At 61.0% G+C, this 17,829-nt stretch carries 18 protein-coding genes and 4 tRNA genes; 6 read left to right on the top strand and 16 right to left on the bottom strand.

Annotated features, from left to right (window positions below; translation table 11 throughout):
* Positions 1-143: 143 nt before the first annotated feature.
* The 7 genes from rplL to BHMPCIPO_RS07895 form a co-directional block, all read right to left on the bottom strand.
* Positions 144-527, bottom strand: coding sequence for a 50S ribosomal protein L7/L12 (rplL, locus tag BHMPCIPO_RS07925; protein ID WP_173516246.1), 384 nt, complete (start codon positions 525-527; stop codon positions 144-146).
* 58 nt (positions 528-585) lie between these two features.
* Positions 586-1,104: a 50S ribosomal protein L10 gene (rplJ, locus tag BHMPCIPO_RS07920; protein WP_173516245.1), complete on the bottom strand. Its 519-nt coding sequence runs from the start codon at positions 1,102-1,104 to the stop codon at positions 586-588.
* 332 nt (positions 1,105-1,436) lie between these two features.
* Entirely contained in the window at positions 1,437-2,135 is a 699-nt protein-coding gene (rplA, locus tag BHMPCIPO_RS07915; RefSeq protein ID WP_173516244.1) for a 50S ribosomal protein L1, read from the bottom strand.
* A gap of 4 nt (positions 2,136-2,139) precedes the next feature.
* Positions 2,140-2,571 (bottom strand): 50S ribosomal protein L11, encoded by a 432-nt coding sequence (gene rplK / locus BHMPCIPO_RS07910; RefSeq protein WP_173516243.1) that lies wholly within the window; start codon positions 2,569-2,571, stop codon positions 2,140-2,142.
* A 210-nt stretch (positions 2,572-2,781) separates the two neighbouring features.
* Positions 2,782-3,312 (bottom strand): transcription termination/antitermination protein NusG, encoded by a 531-nt coding sequence (gene nusG, locus BHMPCIPO_RS07905; RefSeq protein WP_034795476.1) that lies wholly within the window; start codon positions 3,310-3,312, stop codon positions 2,782-2,784.
* A gap of 16 nt (positions 3,313-3,328) precedes the next feature.
* Entirely contained in the window at positions 3,329-3,529 is a 201-nt protein-coding gene (gene secE / locus BHMPCIPO_RS07900; protein ID WP_173516242.1) for a preprotein translocase subunit SecE, read from the bottom strand.
* A gap of 198 nt (positions 3,530-3,727) precedes the next feature.
* Positions 3,728-3,803: transfer RNA gene (locus BHMPCIPO_RS07895), tRNA-Trp, on the bottom strand.
* A gap of 223 nt (positions 3,804-4,026) precedes the next feature.
* Here BHMPCIPO_RS07895 and BHMPCIPO_RS07890 point away from each other — a divergent pair.
* Positions 4,027-4,587, top strand: coding sequence for a GrpB family protein (locus BHMPCIPO_RS07890; RefSeq protein WP_282439059.1), 561 nt, complete (start codon positions 4,027-4,029; stop codon positions 4,585-4,587).
* 128 nt (positions 4,588-4,715) lie between these two features.
* On the opposite strand, the gene tuf is transcribed toward BHMPCIPO_RS07890, so the two are convergent.
* The 3 genes from tuf to BHMPCIPO_RS07875 form a co-directional block, all read right to left on the bottom strand.
* Positions 4,716-5,891, bottom strand: a complete 1,176-nt coding sequence (gene tuf / locus BHMPCIPO_RS07885) for an elongation factor Tu (protein ID WP_173516240.1) — start codon at positions 5,889-5,891, stop codon at positions 4,716-4,718.
* Positions 5,892-6,165: 274 nt separating this feature from the next.
* A tRNA-Gly gene (locus BHMPCIPO_RS07880) sits at positions 6,166-6,239 on the bottom strand.
* Between the two features lie 23 nt (positions 6,240-6,262).
* Positions 6,263-6,347 (bottom strand) — tRNA-Tyr (locus BHMPCIPO_RS07875).
* Between the two features lie 218 nt (positions 6,348-6,565).
* Between BHMPCIPO_RS07875 and BHMPCIPO_RS07870 the strand changes: the two genes are divergently transcribed.
* Together BHMPCIPO_RS07870 and BHMPCIPO_RS07865 are read left to right on the top strand one after the other, a co-directional pair.
* Positions 6,566-7,441 carry a TrmH family RNA methyltransferase gene (locus BHMPCIPO_RS07870; RefSeq protein ID WP_173516239.1) on the top strand — a complete coding sequence of 292 codons (876 nt, stop codon included), beginning with the start codon at positions 6,566-6,568 and terminating at the stop codon, positions 7,439-7,441.
* A gap of 147 nt (positions 7,442-7,588) precedes the next feature.
* Positions 7,589-8,305, top strand: coding sequence for an AprI/Inh family metalloprotease inhibitor (locus tag BHMPCIPO_RS07865; RefSeq protein ID WP_173516238.1), 717 nt, complete (start codon positions 7,589-7,591; stop codon positions 8,303-8,305).
* On the opposite strand, the gene BHMPCIPO_RS07860 is transcribed toward BHMPCIPO_RS07865, so the two are convergent.
* Entirely contained in the window at positions 8,295-8,549 is a 255-nt protein-coding gene (locus BHMPCIPO_RS07860; RefSeq protein ID WP_246304394.1) for a hypothetical protein, read from the bottom strand. The genes BHMPCIPO_RS07865 and BHMPCIPO_RS07860 overlap by 11 nt on opposite strands.
* 156 nt (positions 8,550-8,705) lie before the next feature.
* Positions 8,706-9,326 carry an FMN-dependent NADH-azoreductase gene (locus BHMPCIPO_RS07855; protein WP_173516237.1) on the bottom strand — a complete coding sequence of 207 codons (621 nt, stop codon included), beginning with the start codon at positions 9,324-9,326 and terminating at the stop codon, positions 8,706-8,708.
* A gap of 137 nt (positions 9,327-9,463) precedes the next feature.
* Between BHMPCIPO_RS07855 and BHMPCIPO_RS07850 the strand changes: the two genes are divergently transcribed.
* Complete coding sequence (locus BHMPCIPO_RS07850; protein ID WP_173516236.1) at positions 9,464-10,405, top strand: LysR family transcriptional regulator; 942 nt, start codon at positions 9,464-9,466, stop codon at positions 10,403-10,405.
* 194 nt (positions 10,406-10,599) lie between these two features.
* Here BHMPCIPO_RS07850 and BHMPCIPO_RS07845 read toward each other — a convergent pair.
* Positions 10,600-10,675, bottom strand: a tRNA-Thr gene (locus BHMPCIPO_RS07845).
* A 157-nt stretch (positions 10,676-10,832) separates the two neighbouring features.
* Here BHMPCIPO_RS07845 and BHMPCIPO_RS07840 point away from each other — a divergent pair.
* Together BHMPCIPO_RS07840 and BHMPCIPO_RS07835 are read left to right on the top strand one after the other, a co-directional pair.
* Positions 10,833-11,606: an NAD kinase gene (locus BHMPCIPO_RS07840; RefSeq protein ID WP_173516235.1), complete on the top strand. Its 774-nt coding sequence runs from the start codon at positions 10,833-10,835 to the stop codon at positions 11,604-11,606.
* A 198-nt stretch (positions 11,607-11,804) separates the two neighbouring features.
* The gene (locus BHMPCIPO_RS07835; RefSeq protein ID WP_173516234.1) at positions 11,805-12,293 is read left to right on the top strand and encodes a hypothetical protein; all 489 of its coding nucleotides are present in this window, start codon (positions 11,805-11,807) and stop codon (positions 12,291-12,293) included.
* 165 nt (positions 12,294-12,458) lie between these two features.
* On the opposite strand, the gene prfB is transcribed toward BHMPCIPO_RS07835, so the two are convergent.
* The 3 genes from prfB to BHMPCIPO_RS07820 all read right to left on the bottom strand — a co-directional run bounded on the left by prfB (position 12,459) and on the right by BHMPCIPO_RS07820 (position 17,722).
* A protein-coding gene (gene prfB / locus BHMPCIPO_RS07830; protein ID WP_173516233.1) for a peptide chain release factor 2 occupies positions 12,459-13,590 on the bottom strand; the annotation gives its coding sequence in 2 pieces (ribosomal slippage) (positions 12,459-13,520 and positions 13,522-13,590; 1,131 coding nt in all).
* Between the two features lie 97 nt (positions 13,591-13,687).
* Entirely contained in the window at positions 13,688-16,141 is a 2,454-nt protein-coding gene (locus tag BHMPCIPO_RS07825; RefSeq protein ID WP_173516232.1) for a penicillin-binding protein 1A, read from the bottom strand.
* Positions 16,142-16,477: 336 nt separating this feature from the next.
* Positions 16,478-17,722 (bottom strand): N-acetylmuramoyl-L-alanine amidase, encoded by a 1,245-nt coding sequence (locus BHMPCIPO_RS07820; protein ID WP_376741627.1) that lies wholly within the window; start codon positions 17,720-17,722, stop codon positions 16,478-16,480.
* Positions 17,723-17,829: the final 107 nt, after the last annotated feature.

Genomic DNA, 17,829 nt, shown 5'->3' with positions numbered 1-17,829 from the left:
CTGAGCTGCCTTCCGTTCGAGACCATCCTCTTGAAGAACCCATTACCCAAAAGCCTTTTTCGACAGGCTTTTGGGTAATATGTTCTAAAAACGGTCAAAGAGAGGCGGCCTGAAAAGGCCACCTCCCCTTGCATGTAGCCGAATTACTTGACGTCAACCTTGGCGCCAGCTTCTTCGAGCTTCTTCTTGAGGTCGGCAGCTTCAGCCTTGGAAACTGCTTCCTTGACCGGCTTCGGAGCGCCTTCGACCAGGTCCTTGGCTTCCTTGAGGCCGAGGCCGGTGATGCCGCGAACTTCCTTGATGACGTTGATCTTGTTGGCGCCAGCGTCAACGAGGATTACGTCAAACTCGGTCTTTTCTTCTTCAGCAGCAGCAGCAGCACCGCCGGCAGCGCCGCCAGCAGCAGCAACAGCTACCGGAGCAGCAGCCGAAACGCCCCACTTCTCTTCGAGCATCTTGGAGAGCTCAGCAGCTTCCAGGACGGTGAGCGAGGAGAGGTCTTCAACGATCTTTGCGAGATCAGCCATTTTACTTTTCCTTTTGTTCGGTTCGAACTGGTTTTAAATACAACAGCGAAAATCCGCCTTAGGCGGCTTCGTCCTTCTTGGCATAGGCCGAGAACACGCGAGCAAGCTGGCTTGCCGGTGCCTGAACAACCGTTGCGACGCGGGTTGCCGGGGCATTGAGAAGGCCCAGCAGCTTTGCGCGCAGCTCGTCGAGCGAAGGCAGGGTCGCGAGCGACTTGACTGCTTCGGCGTTGAGCGTGGTCGTGCCCATGGCGCCACCGAGAACAACGAGCTTGTCGTTGGTCTTGGCGAAATCCATGACAACCTTAGGAGCCGTGATCGGGTCTTGGCTGTATGCAATCAGCGTCTGACCCTTGAAGAGATTGCTCATCCCTTCCGACTCGGTGCCCTGAAGAGCGATCTTGGCCAGGCGGTTTTTCGCGACTTTGACGGTGCCGCCAGCAGCGCGCATCTTCGAACGGAAGTCGTTCATCTGCGCAACTGTGACACCAGCATAGTGGGCCACGACAACCGAACCGGAAGCCTTGAAGACTTCGTTCAGCTCCGTGACGAATTCGCGTTTTTCCGCTCTTTCCACTGTCTGTCTCCAGTTGACAGGGTTGCAATAATGCCCCCCTGCCGGGTTTGCCTTTGTCACCCGAGATCGAGCTCGATCCCTGATAACGCTTAAGGATCCTGTCCCTTGGCGTTCCCGGGAGAGCCGGGTCTGACACAAGGCAAGCGAGGTTCGAACCGAATTTCGACGCCTCCGGCGCCATGGTGAAATTCAGATCTTACCCGTCTCATGCAGGCCGAAGTGATTAAGGTAGAACCACCCGCAATCTCGGACAGGAGTTCCGGACTTGACATCCGGAATTCCCGGCCCCGAAGGACCGGGAATTTGTGCGCCGGGCCGAAGCCCGAAAACAATTAGGCGACGCTGAGCGTGGCCGGGTCGATCTTGAGGCCCGGGCCCATGGTCGACGAAATCGCGACGCGCTTGACGTAGTTGCCCTTGGCGCCGGTCGGCTTCGCCTTGATCACGGCGTCAGCGAAAGCGCGGATATTTTCTTCCAGCGCCTTGGCATCGAAGGATGCCTTGCCAACGCCAGCGTGAACGATACCAGCCTTCTCGACGCGGAACTCGACAGCGCCGCCCTTGGATGCCTTGACGGCACCGCCAACGTCCATCGTAACCGTGCCGACCTTCGGGTTCGGCATCATGCCGCGCGGGCCGAGAACCTTACCGAGACGACCGACGAGCGGCATCATGTCCGGGGTGGCGATGCAGCGATCGAAATCGATCTTGCCGCCCTGGACGATTTCGACGAGTTCTTCCGCGCCGACAACGTCAGCACCGGCAGCCTTGGCTTCGTCGGCCTTGGCGCCACGGGCGAAAACAGCGACACGAACCGAGCGGCCGGTGCCGTTCGGCAGGTTGACAACGCCACGAACCATCTGGTCGGCATGGCGCGGGTCAACGCCGAGGTTCATCGCGACTTCGATGGTCTCGTCGAACTTGGCGGTCGCACGTTCCTTGACCAGCGATACGGCTTCGGTGAGGCCGTAGATCTTCGCCGGATCGATGCCCTCGCGGGACTTCTGTACACGCTTTGCAATCTTCGCCATGGTCTTAGCCTACCACTTCCAGGCCCATAGCGCGGGCAGAGCCCTCGACCATAGCCATTGCGCCTTCGATATCGGCAGCGTTGAGATCCTTCATCTTGGCTTCGGCGATCGACTTGATCTGAGCCTTGGTGAGCTTGCCAGCGGAAGCGCCCTTACCCGGGGTCTTCGAGCCGGACTGGATCTTTGCTTCCTTCTTCAGGAAGTAGCTGACCGGCGGCTGCTTCATGACGAAGGTGAAGGACTTGTCCTGGTAATAGGTGATGACGACCGGGATCGGCATACCCTTTTCCATTTCCTGCGTGGCGGCGTTGAACGCCTTGCAGAATTCCATGATGTTAATGCCACGCTGACCGAGCGCAGGACCGATCGGCGGGGACGGATTGGCCGACCCAGCCTTCACCTGCAGCTTGAGCTGGCCTGCAACTTTCTTAGCCATTTCTCTCTGCCTTTTCTAAAACCCTCTCGCGACGGATCGCTCCAAGGATCGATTGCGCCGGCTTCCCGGCTTTTGCCGACCACGGGGAGATCGGCGGCTGCGGTTGCGTGGTGCGGAACATCCGACCCGGCTAAGGCCGGCCTCCTTCCACGCGCATGCGGATTTCTCCGCCAGAACGGGTCGTAACCCGCCCTATCTCTTGAGATCTTCTCAGACCTTCTCGACCTGACCGTATTCCAGTTCGACCGGCGTCGCGCGACCGAAGATCGACACCTCGACCTTGAGGCGCGAACGCTCTTCGTCGACGTCCTGAACGACGCCGTTGAACGAGGCGAACGGACCGTCGGAGACGCGAACCTGCTCGCCGATCTCGAACGAAACCGACGGCTTCGGCCGTTCGACGCCGTCCTGCACCTGGCCGAGAATGCGCTCGGCCTCATGATCCGGAATCGGAACCGGCTTGCTGTCGGTACCGAGGAAACCCGTCACCTTCGGCGTGTTCTTGATAAGGTGGAATGCCTCATCCGTCAGGTTGGCACGAACCAGAACGTAGCCCGGGAAGAACTTGCGCTCGGCGTCGACCTTGCGGCCACGACGCACTTCGACAACCTTCTCGGTCGGCACGAGAATCTTCTCGAACAGATGCTCGAGGCCCTTCTGCTTGGCCTTTTCCTCGATCGATTCAGCGACCTTCTTTTCGAAGTTCGAATAGGCGTGAACAATGTACCAGCGCGCAGCCATGCTACCCTCCACCCAATCAAGCGCCAACGTTGAGGACGAGGCCGATCAGCCATCCCATCAACTGGTCCGCAGCAAAGAAGAAGGCAGCGGCAAAAAAGACCATGACAAAAACCATCAGCGTCGAGATCATCGTCTCGCGCCGAGAGGGCCAAGTCACTTTCGACGTCTCGGAGCGAACCTGCTGCAGAAACGTTACCGGATTCGTTTTGGATGCCATGTAATGCTCACGCCATTACGGCGCGTAAAGCCGATGATTCAGCCCCACGCACCGCGTGTCTGTTTGGACCCTACATAAAGACCGATTCTGAAAACCACAAGAGCCAATCAGTCTTTTTTGTGAATTTCGTCAGCCGGGTAACCGGCCCTTAAACTTACTCTGCCGAACCCTCAACCTTTATGCAAGTGTCGAGGAGAATGGCAGGGGCAGAGGGGCTCGAACCCCCGACCTGCGGTTTTGGAGACCGCCGCTCTACCAACTGAGCTATACCCCTATTCAGCGGCGCCTTCGTCCAACGACGCGTCACCGCCTCAAGTCAGCGGCTTCATATTCAGTTTGCCGGAGGATGACAAGCATCTTTCACCGAAGAAGCGAAAAAATCCTCATCGGAACGTATCCGGCCTTACCCTCCCGCCTACAGGCTCGAAGAAGGGGCGCAAGTTATTGCCGTGCCAATCGGAATTTTCCACAGGCGCAGAACCAAAGGAGCCGCTACCCTGCCGGCAATTGGCTGGAACCGAATCAATGTCGCGCATCGCGCTGGTCGATACGATCCCTGCTGGCCATCGCTCTTCGAAGAACGAGCCATGGCCGTAACCACCCTGCTCTTCCCTTTCGTCAGCGAGATCCACCACATCGGCAGCACGGCAGTACCGGGACTGGCGGCGAAGCCGAAGATCGATATCGATGTCGTCGTCTCGGATCAAAGGATGGTGGCGGAAATGAGCGCGCGCCTTCGTAGCGCCGGCTACACCTTTCACGGCGATCCGTACGCATGCAACCTCTGGACCTTCACCGCCGACACGCGCCCCTGTGGCACGCGCCTCTATCTCTGCGAAACCGGCAACGCCGCGCATGCGGCACGCCTCCTGTTCCGCGATGCGCTTCGCGAGCACCAGGATCTCGCCCGCCGTTACGACACGCTGAAGCGGCGGCTCGCAAGGGAGGCGAAGGGAGACTGGGATATCTACACCAATGGGAAGCGCGGCTTCATCAATGAAGTCCTGGCACTGGCGGCAACGAAAAAGGGCCCCGCTGTCGCCAGCGGGGCCCTCTGAAGAACTGTAACCCTAGGGATTACTCGACGATCGAGGCAACGATGCCGGCGCCGCGTGCAAATCGCGCTTGCGCGCCATTTGCACATCTTTGCTGCCGTCGGCAGCTTACGGCATCGCCCTTCCGATCGTTACTCGACGATCGAAGCAACGATGCCGGCGCCGACGGTACGGCCGCCTTCGCGGATCGCGAAGCGCAGCTTTTCTTCCATCGCGATCGGAACGATCAGTTCGACGTCAACGGTGACGTTGTCGCCCGGCATGACCATTTCCGTGCCTTCCGGCAGCGTCACGATGCCCGTCACGTCCGTCGTGCGGAAGTAGAACTGCGGACGGTAGTTCGTGAAGAACGGCGTATGACGGCCGCCTTCTTCCTTCGTCAGGATGTAGGCTTCGGCCTTGAACTTCTTGTGCGGCTTGACCGAACCCGGCTTGCACAGAATCTGGCCACGCTCGACGCCGTTGCGGTCGACACCGCGCAGCAGCGCACCGATGTTGTCGCCGGCCTGGCCCTGGTCGAGCAGCTTGCGGAACATTTCAACGCCCGTGCAGGTCGTCTTCGTCGTCGGACGGATGCCGACGATTTCGATTTCTTCGCCGACCTTGACGATGCCGCGCTCAACGCGACCGGTCACAACCGTACCGCGGCCCGAGATCGAGAACACGTCTTCGATCGGCATCAGGAACGGCTGGTCGATCGGACGCTCCGGCGTCGGGATGTAGGCGTCAACCGCTGCCATCAGCTCGCGGATCGCGTCTTCGCCGATCTTCTTGTCCGAATCTTCCAGAGCGGCAAGCGCCGAGCCCTTGATGATCGGAATGTCGTCGCCCGGGAATTCGTAGGACGACAGAAGTTCGCGAACTTCCAGCTCGACGAGCTCGAGAAGCTCGGCGTCGTCAACCTGGTCGACCTTGTTGAGGAACACGACGATCGCCGGAACGCCGACCTGGCGGGCGAGCAGGATGTGCTCGCGGGTCTGCGGCATCGGGCCGTCAGCGGCCGAGCAAACCAGAATCGCGCCGTCCATCTGTGCAGCACCGGTGATCATGTTCTTGACGTAGTCGGCGTGGCCGGGGCAGTCAACGTGAGCGTAGTGACGGTTGGCCGTCTCATACTCGACGTGCGCCGTCGAAATCGTGATACCACGGGCCTTTTCTTCCGGAGCGGCGTCGATTTGGTCATACGCCTTGAACTCGCCGAAGTACTTCGTGATCGCTGCCGTCAGCGACGTCTTGCCATGGTCAACGTGGCCAATCGTGCCAATGTTAACGTGCGGCTTGTTGCGCTCAAATTTGCTCTTTGCCATGGGTACGTTTCCTGTGGTCAAGTATGAATGATCAGCCGGCAGGGCCGGTTTGTGGAGCCGTTTAAGGGTTTCAGGGGATTTGCGCAAGACTTAATTGCGTACGCCCGGACCGGTCGCCGACGGCCTTTTCCTATCGAAATGTAAGAACGGTGAAGCGCCGACGCAAGACCGGGCATCTGCGAATCACGGATCGCCAGCCAAGCAAGATAAACAATGGCTTATCACGAGGCGCTGAGGCATCGATTTAATTGGAGATTTGGAGAGAATTCGCTGCTGGAGCGGGTAGCGGGAATCGAACCCGCGTATTCAGCTTGGAAGGCTGCTGCTCTACCATTGAGCTATACCCGCGGGCCTTCGATCCAGAAGCAGAATGGTGGAGGGAGTTGGATTTGAACCAACGTAGGCTGAGCCAACGGATTTACAGTCCGTCCCCTTTAACCACTCGGGCATCCCTCCATTATTCTGTCGGGATCTTTCGACCAAGCAATTGAGATCGCGAGACAACCCAGCGACTTGTCGTTGCCGCTCTCGATCTGTGGCCGGGTATATGACTGCCCTCTTTCGTCCTGTCAACACGGCTCAATGGAAAATTTCTGAATTTCTCCACAGCGACAATTCCGGACCGCCCACCGAAAACCATTTCGCCCCGCCTGCAACCTCTCTATAAGACGCCCATGAGCAAAGATCGCACCGGCGACAAGAGCGCCAAGGACACCCATTACGCCAACCTCAGGCGCGCCCACCGCGACGCCAAGCGGGAGCGAGGCGAAATCCCAACGCCAAAACAGGAGAAGCGCCGCAAGGCGCCGGCCGACTGGAAGCCGCCGCAACTCGCGCCGGAACAAGTCCTGCTCTACGGCCTGCACACGGTTCGCGCCGCTCTCGACAATCCGGCGCGCCAGGTCGTTCGCCTCAGCGTTACACAGAACGCCGCTGCCCGGCTGGAGCTCGGCGAACTGTCGGCCCTGCCCTTCCCGGTCGAGACCGTGACGCCGCAGGATCTCGACAAGATCCTCGGTCCTGATGCGATCCACCAAGGCGTCATGCTCGAAACGCGTCCCTTGCCGCATCGCAAGCTCGAAGCGCTTCGCGACTGCCCGCTGATTCTCGTGCTCGACCAGGTGACCGACCCGCACAATGTCGGTGCCATCATGCGCTCTGCCGTCGCCTTCGACGCCGGCGCGCTGATCACCACCATGCGCCACAGCCCGACCGAATCGGGCGTGCTCGCCAAATCCGCCTCGGGCGCGCTGGAGATGATTCCCTATATCCAGATCACCAATCTTGCGGATGCCATCGAAGAGCTCCATCGGCTGGGCTTCCAGACGATCGGCCTCGATTCGGAAGGGCCGCAGCCGCTCGAGGGAACATTCAGCGGCGAGAAGATCGCACTCGTTCTCGGTTCCGAGGGCAAGGGGCTGCGGCAGAAGACCCGTTCGATCGTGACGGACCTTGCCCGGCTCGACATGCCGGGCGCGATCAAATCACTGAACGTATCGAACGCGGCGGCGATCGCCATGTATGCTGCGCGCCAGTTCCTGAACCGCTGAGATCTCCAGACAGCGCCGACCGCCCATCGCGACGACCATGCGGGCGGTCGCATTGCCCCAGGCTTAGCGCAGCGACACCAAGGGCCGCACATTGACGCGATATTGGGCCAGTGGAAATCTCCGCGTGGTTGGGATCGGAGAGCTTTCATGGTCATCGCACTGGCATCACGCGTACCACTGTTTCGGCTGCTGGTTTTGACTGCGGTCTGCCTCGGTCCACACACCGCCTCCGCGGCCGGCGACATCGATCCCGCCATCATCGCGGCGCAGACGGGCGATTATCTGGTCGCGCCGCTCGATGGCGCCGACGGATGCAAGCTCACACTCACCGCCGACGAGGCGATCGGCGGCTACGCCGTTGCCGGGGCCGAGGGCTGCGCCAAGAGTCTGCCAATCCTTGCCGACGTCGCCGCGTGGAATTTCGACGGCAGTGGTGGCCTGTTGCTGATCGACGTCCTGCGAAAAGTCCACGCCCGCTTTGAAGAGAGCGAGGGATCCCCTCTCCTGACGAACGGCGAGAACGGGCCGCGACTGGCGCTCGTGCCGGCGGTGGACGGCATCTCGCATCTGCCGGCGCCGGCCAATATGAAAGGCGCATGGCAGATGAAACGTCCGGACGGAACCGCCGTCTGCCAGGTGACCTTCACGGGGACCGTCGACAGTGGCGGTAATCTGGGGCTGTCCGTGGAGGAACCTTGCGAAGGCGCCGTCAGAAAACTGAAACTGCGGAGCTGGACAGCAAACGGCCTTGGCATAACCCTGCTCGGAGACGGCGGCAGTTCGCTCGCTTTCACGGCCACAGCTTCCGGATTCGAGAAAGACCGGAACGAAGGCGGCAAGCCGCTGCTCCTCGTCAGAAACTGACCGATGGCCGCGTAAAGTCCAGAGGCGTGCTTGCCGTCGGACAGCCGTCGCGCAACTTTTTCCACGTGGTGACATTGAGGTTCATCTCGCAGCGCGCGAGATAGGCGTTACCGCCAACGCGCACGCAGGCAATCTGTCCAAGTTCATACTTCGAACCATCGCGGTTGCGGCAGGTGCAGCCGTGATCCGGCGGCGCGGCAAGTGCGGCTTCGGCGGCGAGCAAAAGGGCCACCGTAGCGGTCATGCCCCAAAGGATCGTCCGCCCGTTCGTCATGAAGGCAATATAAAGCAAATCGGGATAGACGAAAACGGACAATGCCGGCTGCATCCGCAACCGGCACCGTCCGCAAGTAGGGCCAAGGCCCCTCCACCGGATCACCGCCGTGATCCGCTGAACCTATTAGCTCGCCAGGCGAAGCACATTGCCCTCGGCAATGGTCTTTTCGGCCTCGGCGATCGCGAACTGCTTGGAGTCGGCGCTGAGGTTCAGGCCCTCGGCGCGGACGAACTCGACATCGGTGACGCCCAGGAAACCGAAGACCGTCTTCAGGTAGGATTCCTGGTGGTCCATCACGGCTGCCGGACCGGCGGAATAGTGACCGCCGCGGGTCGAGGCGACGATGATCTTCTTGCCCTTGGCGAGGCCTTCCGGACCATTTTCGGTGTAACGGAAGGTCTTGCCGGAGACGGCAATGCGGTCGATCCAGGCCTTGAGCTGGCTCGGAATACCGAAATTGTACATCGGGGCGCCGATGATGATCCTGTCGGCAGCCAGGAATTCTTCGAGCATGTCGCGGCCAAGCTTGACGTCGGCGGCAAGGTCGGCGTCCACGCCTGCGAGATCTGCGGGAGCCATGATCTGGGCGCCGGTCAGGTGCGGGAGCGAGCTGGCGGCGAGGTCACGGTAGGTCACCGTTGCATCCGGGCGATCAGCCTTGACCTGAGCGGCGAGTGCTGCCGTCAGGCGGCGGGAAACCGAGTGATCACCGAGGATACCGGAGTCGATATGAAGAACATTCATCGGAACACCTTTGTGTTTGCGTTGCGGTGATCCACATATGAGGGGAAAACAATCACCCGGTAAGCCAGTGGATATTTGACATACTGTTTCCAGACGGAAACAATCACGCCGAGCATCCGCACTTCGGAGACAGGACAATGCAGGATCTAAACGACCTCGGGCTTTTTGCCGCCGTGGTGCGAAACAACGGCTTCAGCGCTGCCGCACGTGACCTCAACATACCCAAGTCCAAACTCAGCAAACATGTGGCCCGCCTCGAAGAGCAGCTCGGCGTGCGCCTTCTCGAGCGCTCGACCCGCAAGCTGCGCGTCACCGACATCGGCCGCGTGTTCTACGAACATTGCCAGGGGCTGCTCGACGGCGTTGCCGCCGCCGAAGCCGAAATCGCGGCCGTTCGGGCCGAGCCCTCCGGCACCGTCAGGCTCGCCTGCCCGCTCGGGTTTACGCCCATGCTCGCCGATATCCTTCCGGCGTTTCACCGGCGCTATCCCGGCGTCCGGCTGCTGATCACCGCCACCAACCGCCGCATTGACCTCATCGAGGAACGGATCGACGTAGCGCTTCGCGCCCGCGGCCAACTCGACACCGACAATCAACTGATCATCCGCAAGTTCGGCGAAGTGCGCGAGCGGCTCGCCGCCAGCCCGACGTTCCTTGCCCGCGCGGGCGAGATCACGATCGACAATCTCAGCCAGCAGGCAACGCTGTCGATGAACGAACAGCACCCGACCGATGTCTGGCGGCTCATCTCGGCCGACGGGAACACGACGGAGATCACCCACCGCCCGATCATCGGCTGCAGCGATTTCATCATTCTCGAACGTGCCGCGATCGAGGGCATGGGTGTGGCGCTGCTGCCGGACCATATCTGCGAGCGCGCCTTCCGGGCCGGCGTCTTGGTACCGGTGCTCCCGGAGTGGACCTCGAACGACGTCGTCGTGCACCTCGTCTTCCCGTCCCGCCAGGGCATGCTGCCGGCAACCCGGGCGCTGATCGACTATCTCGCCGAAAATCTCCTCAACGCCCTGCAGAAATGCCGCGAGGTTCCGGTACGGATGGCCCCCTCGTTCGACATCTGACGTCGCTACCCGGTGCCGCTCGACACCGGCAAATCATCAAGAGATGGCCGTCGGGAGCGCGGACCGTGGACCGAATTGCATTGGCGTGACGATCTCCACGCCGAGGGCCACCGCGTGACGATGCGCGGCAGCCCGCATCTCAACCCGAATGCGGTCCCAGCAAAAGCGAACGATTTCAGCAAAAAAGGATGACTTGGTGCCCCCAGAGAGACTCGAACTCCCGACCTACTGATTACAAATCAGCCGCTCTACCAACTGAGCTATAAGGGCACTTTCAGCGGTCGGAGTTACCATAATCTCGCGCGGTGTAAAGCAAATTTACGAATTCTCCCAATTTTTCAGATGCGTTCGGCGGCCGGCCATGCCAGAAACGGGGTCGAGAGATCGCCGTAAGCGGCATGCAACGCATCGAACGGACTAGAGTTTCATGGCCCGAACGTTCAATTCCTTCGCCTTCCTCGCCTCCTCTGCGGAGGAGGCGCAAAAGGCTGCGGCTGATCTCAAGGCGATCTATGGTGATCACGATCCGGCAAAGGCCGACGTGATCGTGGCGCTCGGTGGTGATGGCTTCATGCTGCAGACGCTGCACCAGACCATGAACAGCGGCAAGCTGGTCTACGGCATGAACCGTGGCTCCGTCGGCTTCCTGATGAACCGCTACAGCACCGAAAACCTGCCGGACCGTATCTGTCAGGCGGTCGAAAACGCGTTCCATCCCCTGGAGATGCAGACGACCGATGTCTATGGCGAGAGCTTCACGGCGCTTGCGATCAACGAGGTTTATCTCTTCCGCCAATCCTACCAGGCCGCGAAGCTGCGCGTCGTCATCGACGGCAAGACGCGGCTCGAGGAACTGACCTGCGACGGGTTGCTGGTGGCAACGCCCGCCGGATCGACGGCTTACAACCTCTCGGCCCACGGTCCGATCCTGCCGCTCGAAGCGCCGCTTCTCGCGATGACGCCGGTCAGCGCCTTCCGTCCGCGGCGCTGGCGCGGCGCGCTGCTGCCGAACCATGTGACCGTCGAGATCGAAATCCTCGAAGCCGACAAGCGACCGGTCAACGCGGTGGCGGACCACCAGGAAGTAAAATCAGTGGTCAAAGTGCGAATCGCCGAATCGGAAAACATGACGGCGCGCATCCTCTCGGATCCCGACCATTCCTGGTCGGACCGCATCCTGGCCGAGCAATTCTCGAACTGAGCGCACGTTCTCCGCGCGATATGGTATGATCCTCCACGGACCGGCTTGCGACCGCTACTGCATGTTTTCTTTAATCGGTACCCGATTAAAGAAAACATGCAGTAATTCAAAATGCTACAGCGCTGCGCGTCTGATAAGACGCGCAGCGCTGTAGGAGCGAGGCGGCCGCGGAATGGTTTGAAAGGACGACAATCCCAAATGCAAAGATCCGCCCTTCTCGTGCTTCTCCTGCTCGTGACGAGCGCCGGCGCCAAGGCCGAGGACGCCAACGTCGTGCCGCCGCGGGTAACCTTTGTGACGAGCACGGGCTACTGGGAGGAAAGCGGAGAGCCGCTTTCTTCGCCCGACCCCAATGCGGCCGCCGAGAAGCGAGGCGACGCCCGGCGCGGCTACTACAAGCTGATCGCGCTTCGGCAGGCGGATGGCACGGCACAGGTCCATCTGCAGCAGATCGAAGCGACACCAGCCGGACCCGTGGTGGTTTCCTCGACGGAACTCGAAGAGTTCTCGGCGCTCAAGGCCTATGTCACCGACATTCGCCCGGAGAGCTCGACCGGCGTCACCGCGCAGCCGGGCATGTTCGCGACGGTCTATCTGAAGACCGATCCGACCGCGCGCGAACCGGAGAGCTGGACCGTGCTCATCGACGATCTCGGCGACATCAAGATCGAGCGCGCCTCGAACTGAACAAACGAAAGGGCCGGATGCGAACACCCGGCCCTCTTCAATTCCAGAACTCTCGCCGCGATGCTTAAAGCGGGTCGCGATCTCTCAGATTCGCTCCTTGCGCTTTAAGTTCTTGATATCGCATGTCTTATCGCAAAACCACTGCGCACTTTTGCGCGACATGCCTTAGTTCAGATCGTCGACGACGGCATCCGCACCGCCGCTGACGCGGTGCGCGAGCGCCGCTTCCATGAACTCGTTGAGCTCGCCGTCGAGAACATCGCCCGGTGCCGTGCTTTCGACGCCGGTGCGCAGATCCTTGACCAACTGGTAGGGCTGCAGAACGTAGGAGCGGATCTGGTGACCCCAGCCGATGTCGGTCTTCGACGCGGCTTCGGCGTTGGCCGCCTCTTCCCGCTTCTTCAGCTCGGCCTCATAGAGGCGGGCGCGCAGCATGTCCCAGGCCTTTGCCCGGTTCTTGTGTTGCGAGCGCTCCTGCTGGCACTGCACGACGATGCCCGACGGCATGTGCGTGATGCGCACCGCCGAGTCGGTCGTGTTGACGTGCTGACCACCGGCGCCCGAGGAGCGGTAGGTGTCGATGCGGCAATCGCTCTCATTGACGTCGATCTGAATCGAATCGTCCACCACCGGGTAAACCCAGATCGAGGAGAACGAGGTGTGACGGCGCGCGTTGCTGTCATAGGGCGAAATGCGTACCAGGCGATGCACGCCCGATTCGGTCTTCAGCCAGCCATAGGCATTGTGGCCCTTGATGAGCAGCGTCGCAGACTTGATGCCGGCTTCTTCGCCGTCCTGGATTTCCATCAATTCGACTTTGTATCCCTGGCGCTCGGACCAGCGGGTGTACATGCGTAAAAGCATGTTGGCCCAATCCTGGCTCTCCGTGCCGCCGGCACCCGAATGCACTTCGAGATAGGTGTCGTTCTGATCGGCCTCACCAGACAGCATGGCCTCGACCTGCTTCTTGGCCGCTTCCGACCGAAGCTCGCGCAGCGCCTGCTCGGCATCCGCGACGATCGCTGCATCGCCCTCTTCCTCACCGAGTTCGATGAGTTCGATGTTGTCGTTGAGCTGCTGCTCGAAACGACGCAGGCCATTGATGCCGTCGTCAAGCTGCTGGCGCTCGCGCATCAGCTTCTGTGCTTCCGAAGCATCGTTCCAGAGGGTCGGGTCTTCGGCCTTGTTGTTCAACCAGTCCAGTCGTCTTACCGCCTGATCCCAGTCAAAGATGCCTCCTCAGCAGGCTTATGGCCTGCTTGATTTCGTCGACAATATTCTCGATTTCGCTGCGCATGATCCTGCTTCTTGTGAACCCGAAATGAAGGTGAGCGTCAAATAGCGATGCCCGCCGCTGATGTAAAGGCGGCGGGCATCGCGAATGAAGAAAGGCTTTAGAACAGGCCGTTGGAACCGGAGGTCACCGCCTGATTTGCCTGCGGCGAGTTCTTCAGGATCTCTTCCGGCGGAACATATTGATCGAGACCGCCGATGACCGAGAAGGTATCGGCCGGGCCAGTGCCGGGCTTGAAGGCTTCGATGATCGTGTCCGGCTCGCCCTCATAGGCGGCCATTCCGGTCTTGCGGTTGACGGCGATCATGCTCATGCCCTCGGGCACGACGAACTTGCTCGGGCGTATGCCCTTGACGGCTTCCTGCATGAAGTCGTTGAAGATCGGCACCGCAAGGCTGCCGCCGGTGGCGCCGCGGCCGAGCGGGGCGGGATTGTCGAAGCCGAGATAGAGGCCGGCAACGATGTCCGGCGTGTAACCGACGAACCAGGCGTCCTTTTCGTCGTTGGTCGTGCCAGTCTTGCCGGCAACCGGGCGATCGAGCTTGATCTTGCCAGCCGCCGTGCCGCGCAGCACCACGCCCTCCATCATCGAAGTGATCTGGTAGGAGGTCATGGGGTCGAGCACCTGCTCGCGATTGTCGGTCAGAACAGGCTCTTCCTGGCTCTGCCAGTCGCCTGCATTGCAATTGTCGCAGGTGCGATCCTCATGCCGGAAAATCGTCTTGCCATAGCGGTCCTGAATGCGGTCGATCAGCGACGGCTTGATCTGCTTGCCGCCGTTGGCGAGCACCGAATAGGCCGAGACCATGCGCAGAACCGTCGTTTCGCCGGAGCCCAGCGACATCGCGAGCAGCGGCGGCATCTTGTCATAGATGCCGAAACGCTCGGCATATTCGGCGACGAGGTTCATACCCATGTCATTGGCGAGGCGAACGGTCATCAGGTTGCGCGACTTCTCGATGCCGAGACGCAGCGTCGACGGACCGGCCGAGCCGCCACCATAGTTTTCCGGGCGCCAGACCTGACCGCCGGCGACGATTTCGATCGGGGCGTCGAGAATGACCGACGCCGGCGTATAGCCGTTGTCGAGCGCTGCGGCGTAGACGAAGGGCTTGAAGGAGGAACCCGGCTGGCGCATCGCCTGGGTCGCGCGGTTGAACTCCGACTGGCCATAGGAGAAGCCGCCGACCATCGCGAGTACGCGGCCGGTCTGCGGGTCCATCGCCACGAGACCGCCCTGGACCTTCGGCGGTTGGCGGAGGCGATATTCGCCCTTTTCGGGCAAGGGTTCGACATAGACGACATCGCCGGCGCCGAAGACGCCTTCAGGGGATTTCGCCGACTTGCGGTCGCCGTTGGCGGACCGGTAAGCCCACTGCATGTTCTTGGCGGAGATGTGTCCAGTGACGCGTTCGGCCGCGATCTTGCCCGAGGCTTCCTTATCCGGCTGGATGCCGATCTCGGCACCCTGCGCATCGACCGACAGAACGACGGCGAGCTTCCACTCCGGCACGTCGCTGAAGGCAGGAACCGCGCCCAGCGGCTCACCCCAATCGCCACCGATCTCGATCGTCTTGACTGGACCATGGAAGCCGCGGCGCTCGTCATAGCTCAGCAGACCCGCCTGCAGCGCCTTGCGCGCCGCGATCTGCAGACGCGGATCGAGCGAGGTGCGAACCGACAGGCCGCCTTCATAGAGCGCGTTGTCGCCATATTTCTGGATGATCTGCCGGCGGACTTCCTCGGCGAAGAAGTCGGACGCGAAGAGATGTGCGCCACCGCGGCGTGGATTGACGCCGAGCGGCTGCTTCTTGGCCTCTTCGCCATCGGCCTTGGTGACGTAGCCGTTCTCCACCATGCGGTCGATCACCCAGTTGCGGCGTTCGATGGCGGCTTCGGTCTTGCGGAACGGATGGTAGTTGGCCGGGCCCTTCGGCAAGGCGGCGAGATAGGCGGTCTCGGCAATGGTAAGCTCGGTGACCGACTTGTCGAAATAGGTCAGCGCCGCACCGGCAATGCCGTACGAATTGAGGCCGAAGAAGATCTCATTGAGATAGAGCTCGAGGATCCGGTCCTTGCTGTAGGCCTGCTCGATGCGGAAGGAAAGGATTGCTTCCTTGACCTTGCGGTCTATCGTCTGGTCGGACGACAGCAGGAAGTTCTTTGCCACCTGCTGCGTGATCGTCGACGCGCCCACGGGTCGACGGCCGGAGCCGAAGTTCTGCAGGTTGACGGCGATGGCGCGGGCGAGACCCGTAAGGTCGACGCCCGGATGCTGGTAGAAATTCTTGTCCTCGGCCGAAATGAAGGCTGCCTTGACGCGATCCGGGATCGCCTGGATCGGCAGATAGAGACGCCGCTCGCGCGCATATTCTGCCATCAGGGCGCCGTTGCCGGCATGAAAGCGCGTCGTCACAGGCGGCGAATATTTCGCCAGCACCTCGTAGTCAGGTAGATCCTTGGTGACGACGCCCAGATAAAGCGCCACGGCTCCGGCCACGCCAAGCAGCAGAAACGCACCAATCCCGAAGAAATATCCAATCAGCCTGATCATCAGTCAGATACCGGTACCTTAATTATCGTCCAATTGCCGGACCGCCGCGCGACAGTCCATGCTCTGTCCCGCCGGTTTACATTGCGTCGGTCCGGCCAAACTCTTCCATCAGAAATCGTCTGGCATCGCAGCGCCCCGCCAGCCCGGCTCCTCATATGGCGAGGAACCCCGGGCATCAACTCGTTTCTCAACAAATCCGGGCGCAATTCCGGTTAGGTCTCGGATTGTGCGTAAAATAGGGCTGTTTCTGATTATCGCGTGCGCATCCAGTTGAAAAGCATAACGCTGTTACCGGGGCGACACAAATCACTTCGTTCCCGGTCATGCCTTCAAACGTCAGCCGCCGCTGGCGACCGCCTGCTCGCGGTAACGCTGAACCGCGACGGCAAGGCGCTCCGAAACTTTTTTGCGCCATTCCGCATCCAGCAGCAACTTCTCATCTTCCTTGTTCGACAGGAATCCCAGTTCCAGCAGGATCGACGGCACATCGGGAGCCTGCAGCACCCGGAACCCGGCGAACCGGTGCGGGTTGTTGATGAGATTGATCTGGCCCTCGAAGGAGGAGACCACCGAGCGCGCCAAGTTGACGGAGAAGGCCTGCGTCTCGCGGCGGGTCAGGTCGATCAGGATATCGGCGACCTCCGCGGGCTCGCTTTGAAGCGGCACGCCGGCGATTTCGTCCGAAAGGTTCTCGCGGGCAGCAAGGCTTGCGGCCAGATGGTCCGATGCCTTGTCGGAGATCGTATAGACCGTAGCGCCACGGATGTCCTTCTGCCGGAGCGCATCGGCATGGAGCGAGATGAAAAGATTGGCGCCCTTGTTGCGGGCTATCTGCACGCGCTGCGGCAGCGAGAGAAAGACATCCTCTTCGCGGGTGAGGAAAGCCTCAATCCCCGCGCCCTTGTTCAGGGCCTCGACGAGGTCTTTGGCAAAGGCCAGCGTGACGTGTTTCTCTTCCGTCTTCGTCTCGCCGGCGAGCGCGCCGGTGTCGATACCGCCGTGACCGGCATCGATCGCGACGATGAACGGTCCGCCGTCCTTCGTAGGCGCAACCGCAACGGGTCTGCCGGTTTTCGTCGCTGCAACCGAACCGGTCCACTGCTGTTCGCCGAGAAGCGCGTCGAAACGCGCCTGGTCGACCCGTACGACGTCGAGGACCAGGCGGTAGCCCTTGCCCCCCTCTTCCGCAATTACTTCCGCATGGGTCACGGCGACCGGTCCCTTCGCGGAGAGAACGATGCGGGAATTGCCCGCCCCCATGCCGCCATAGCGGATCGCATCGAACAGGCCGCGCGGCTCGAGGCTTTCCGCCTTCAGACCAAAGGCCGTTTCCGGAAGATCGACGACCACGCGAACCGGGTCCGCCACGTAATGAAGGGAAAAGTCCGGCTTGCGGTCGAACTCGACGACGACCCGGGTGCGCGCGTCGTCACCGGCGATCCGTGCGCCGAAAGCGAGCAAGGGGCCCGACTCGACAGCATTGGCCGTCTGCGCGTTCAAGAGGAAACCTCCGACGAGCAACGATGCACCGAGCAAACGCCAACCCGTACGCGACATCAACGACAACAGCGAACCGAGCATACAAACCGCCAAAGGCTTCACCTTGGGCTCCCCACCACTTTCTCAAAAACCAGGCGGCAGCCGACGCGACCACCAAACGCACACCTTGATCAATGAACCTCTATGGT

The sequence above is a fragment of the Ensifer sesbaniae genome, assembly GCF_013283665.1.
GTDB lineage: Bacteria > Pseudomonadota > Alphaproteobacteria > Rhizobiales > Rhizobiaceae > Ensifer > Ensifer sesbaniae.
The sequence above is the reverse complement of the archived record's forward strand: the minus strand, read 5'-3'. Positions and strand labels throughout refer to the sequence as shown.

Bases quoted from the DNA above. Each gene is read 5' to 3' on its own strand.
- rplL (WP_173516246.1), bottom strand. From the start codon at position 527: ATGGCTGATCTCGCAAAGATCGTTGAAGACCTCTCCTCGCTCACCGTC.
- rplA (WP_173516244.1), bottom strand. From the start codon at position 2,135: ATGGCGAAGATTGCAAAGCGTGTACAGAAGTCCCGCGAGGGCATCGAT.
- rplK (WP_173516243.1), bottom strand. From the start codon at position 2,571: ATGGCTAAGAAAGTTGCAGGCCAGCTCAAGCTGCAGGTGAAGGCTGGG.
- nusG (WP_034795476.1), bottom strand. From the start codon at position 3,312: ATGGCTGCGCGCTGGTACATTGTTCACGCCTATTCGAACTTCGAAAAG.
- secE (WP_173516242.1), bottom strand. From the start codon at position 3,529: ATGGCATCCAAAACGAATCCGGTAACGTTTCTGCAGCAGGTTCGCTCC.
- tuf (WP_173516240.1), bottom strand. From the start codon at position 5,891: ATGGCAAAGAGCAAATTTGAGCGCAACAAGCCGCACGTTAACATTGGC.
- BHMPCIPO_RS07870 (WP_173516239.1), top strand. From the start codon at position 6,566: ATGAGCAAAGATCGCACCGGCGACAAGAGCGCCAAGGACACCCATTAC.
- BHMPCIPO_RS07865 (WP_173516238.1), top strand. From the start codon at position 7,589: ATGGTCATCGCACTGGCATCACGCGTACCACTGTTTCGGCTGCTGGTT.
- BHMPCIPO_RS07860 (WP_246304394.1), bottom strand. From the start codon at position 8,549: ATGACCGCTACGGTGGCCCTTTTGCTCGCCGCCGAAGCCGCACTTGCC.
- BHMPCIPO_RS07855 (WP_173516237.1), bottom strand. From the start codon at position 9,326: ATGAATGTTCTTCATATCGACTCCGGTATCCTCGGTGATCACTCGGTT.
- BHMPCIPO_RS07850 (WP_173516236.1), top strand. From the start codon at position 9,464: ATGCAGGATCTAAACGACCTCGGGCTTTTTGCCGCCGTGGTGCGAAAC.
- BHMPCIPO_RS07840 (WP_173516235.1), top strand. From the start codon at position 10,833: ATGGCCCGAACGTTCAATTCCTTCGCCTTCCTCGCCTCCTCTGCGGAG.
- BHMPCIPO_RS07835 (WP_173516234.1), top strand. From the start codon at position 11,805: ATGCAAAGATCCGCCCTTCTCGTGCTTCTCCTGCTCGTGACGAGCGCC.
- BHMPCIPO_RS07825 (WP_173516232.1), bottom strand. From the start codon at position 16,141: ATGATCAGGCTGATTGGATATTTCTTCGGGATTGGTGCGTTTCTGCTG.
- BHMPCIPO_RS07820 (WP_376741627.1), bottom strand. From the start codon at position 17,722: ATGCTCGGTTCGCTGTTGTCGTTGATGTCGCGTACGGGTTGGCGTTTG.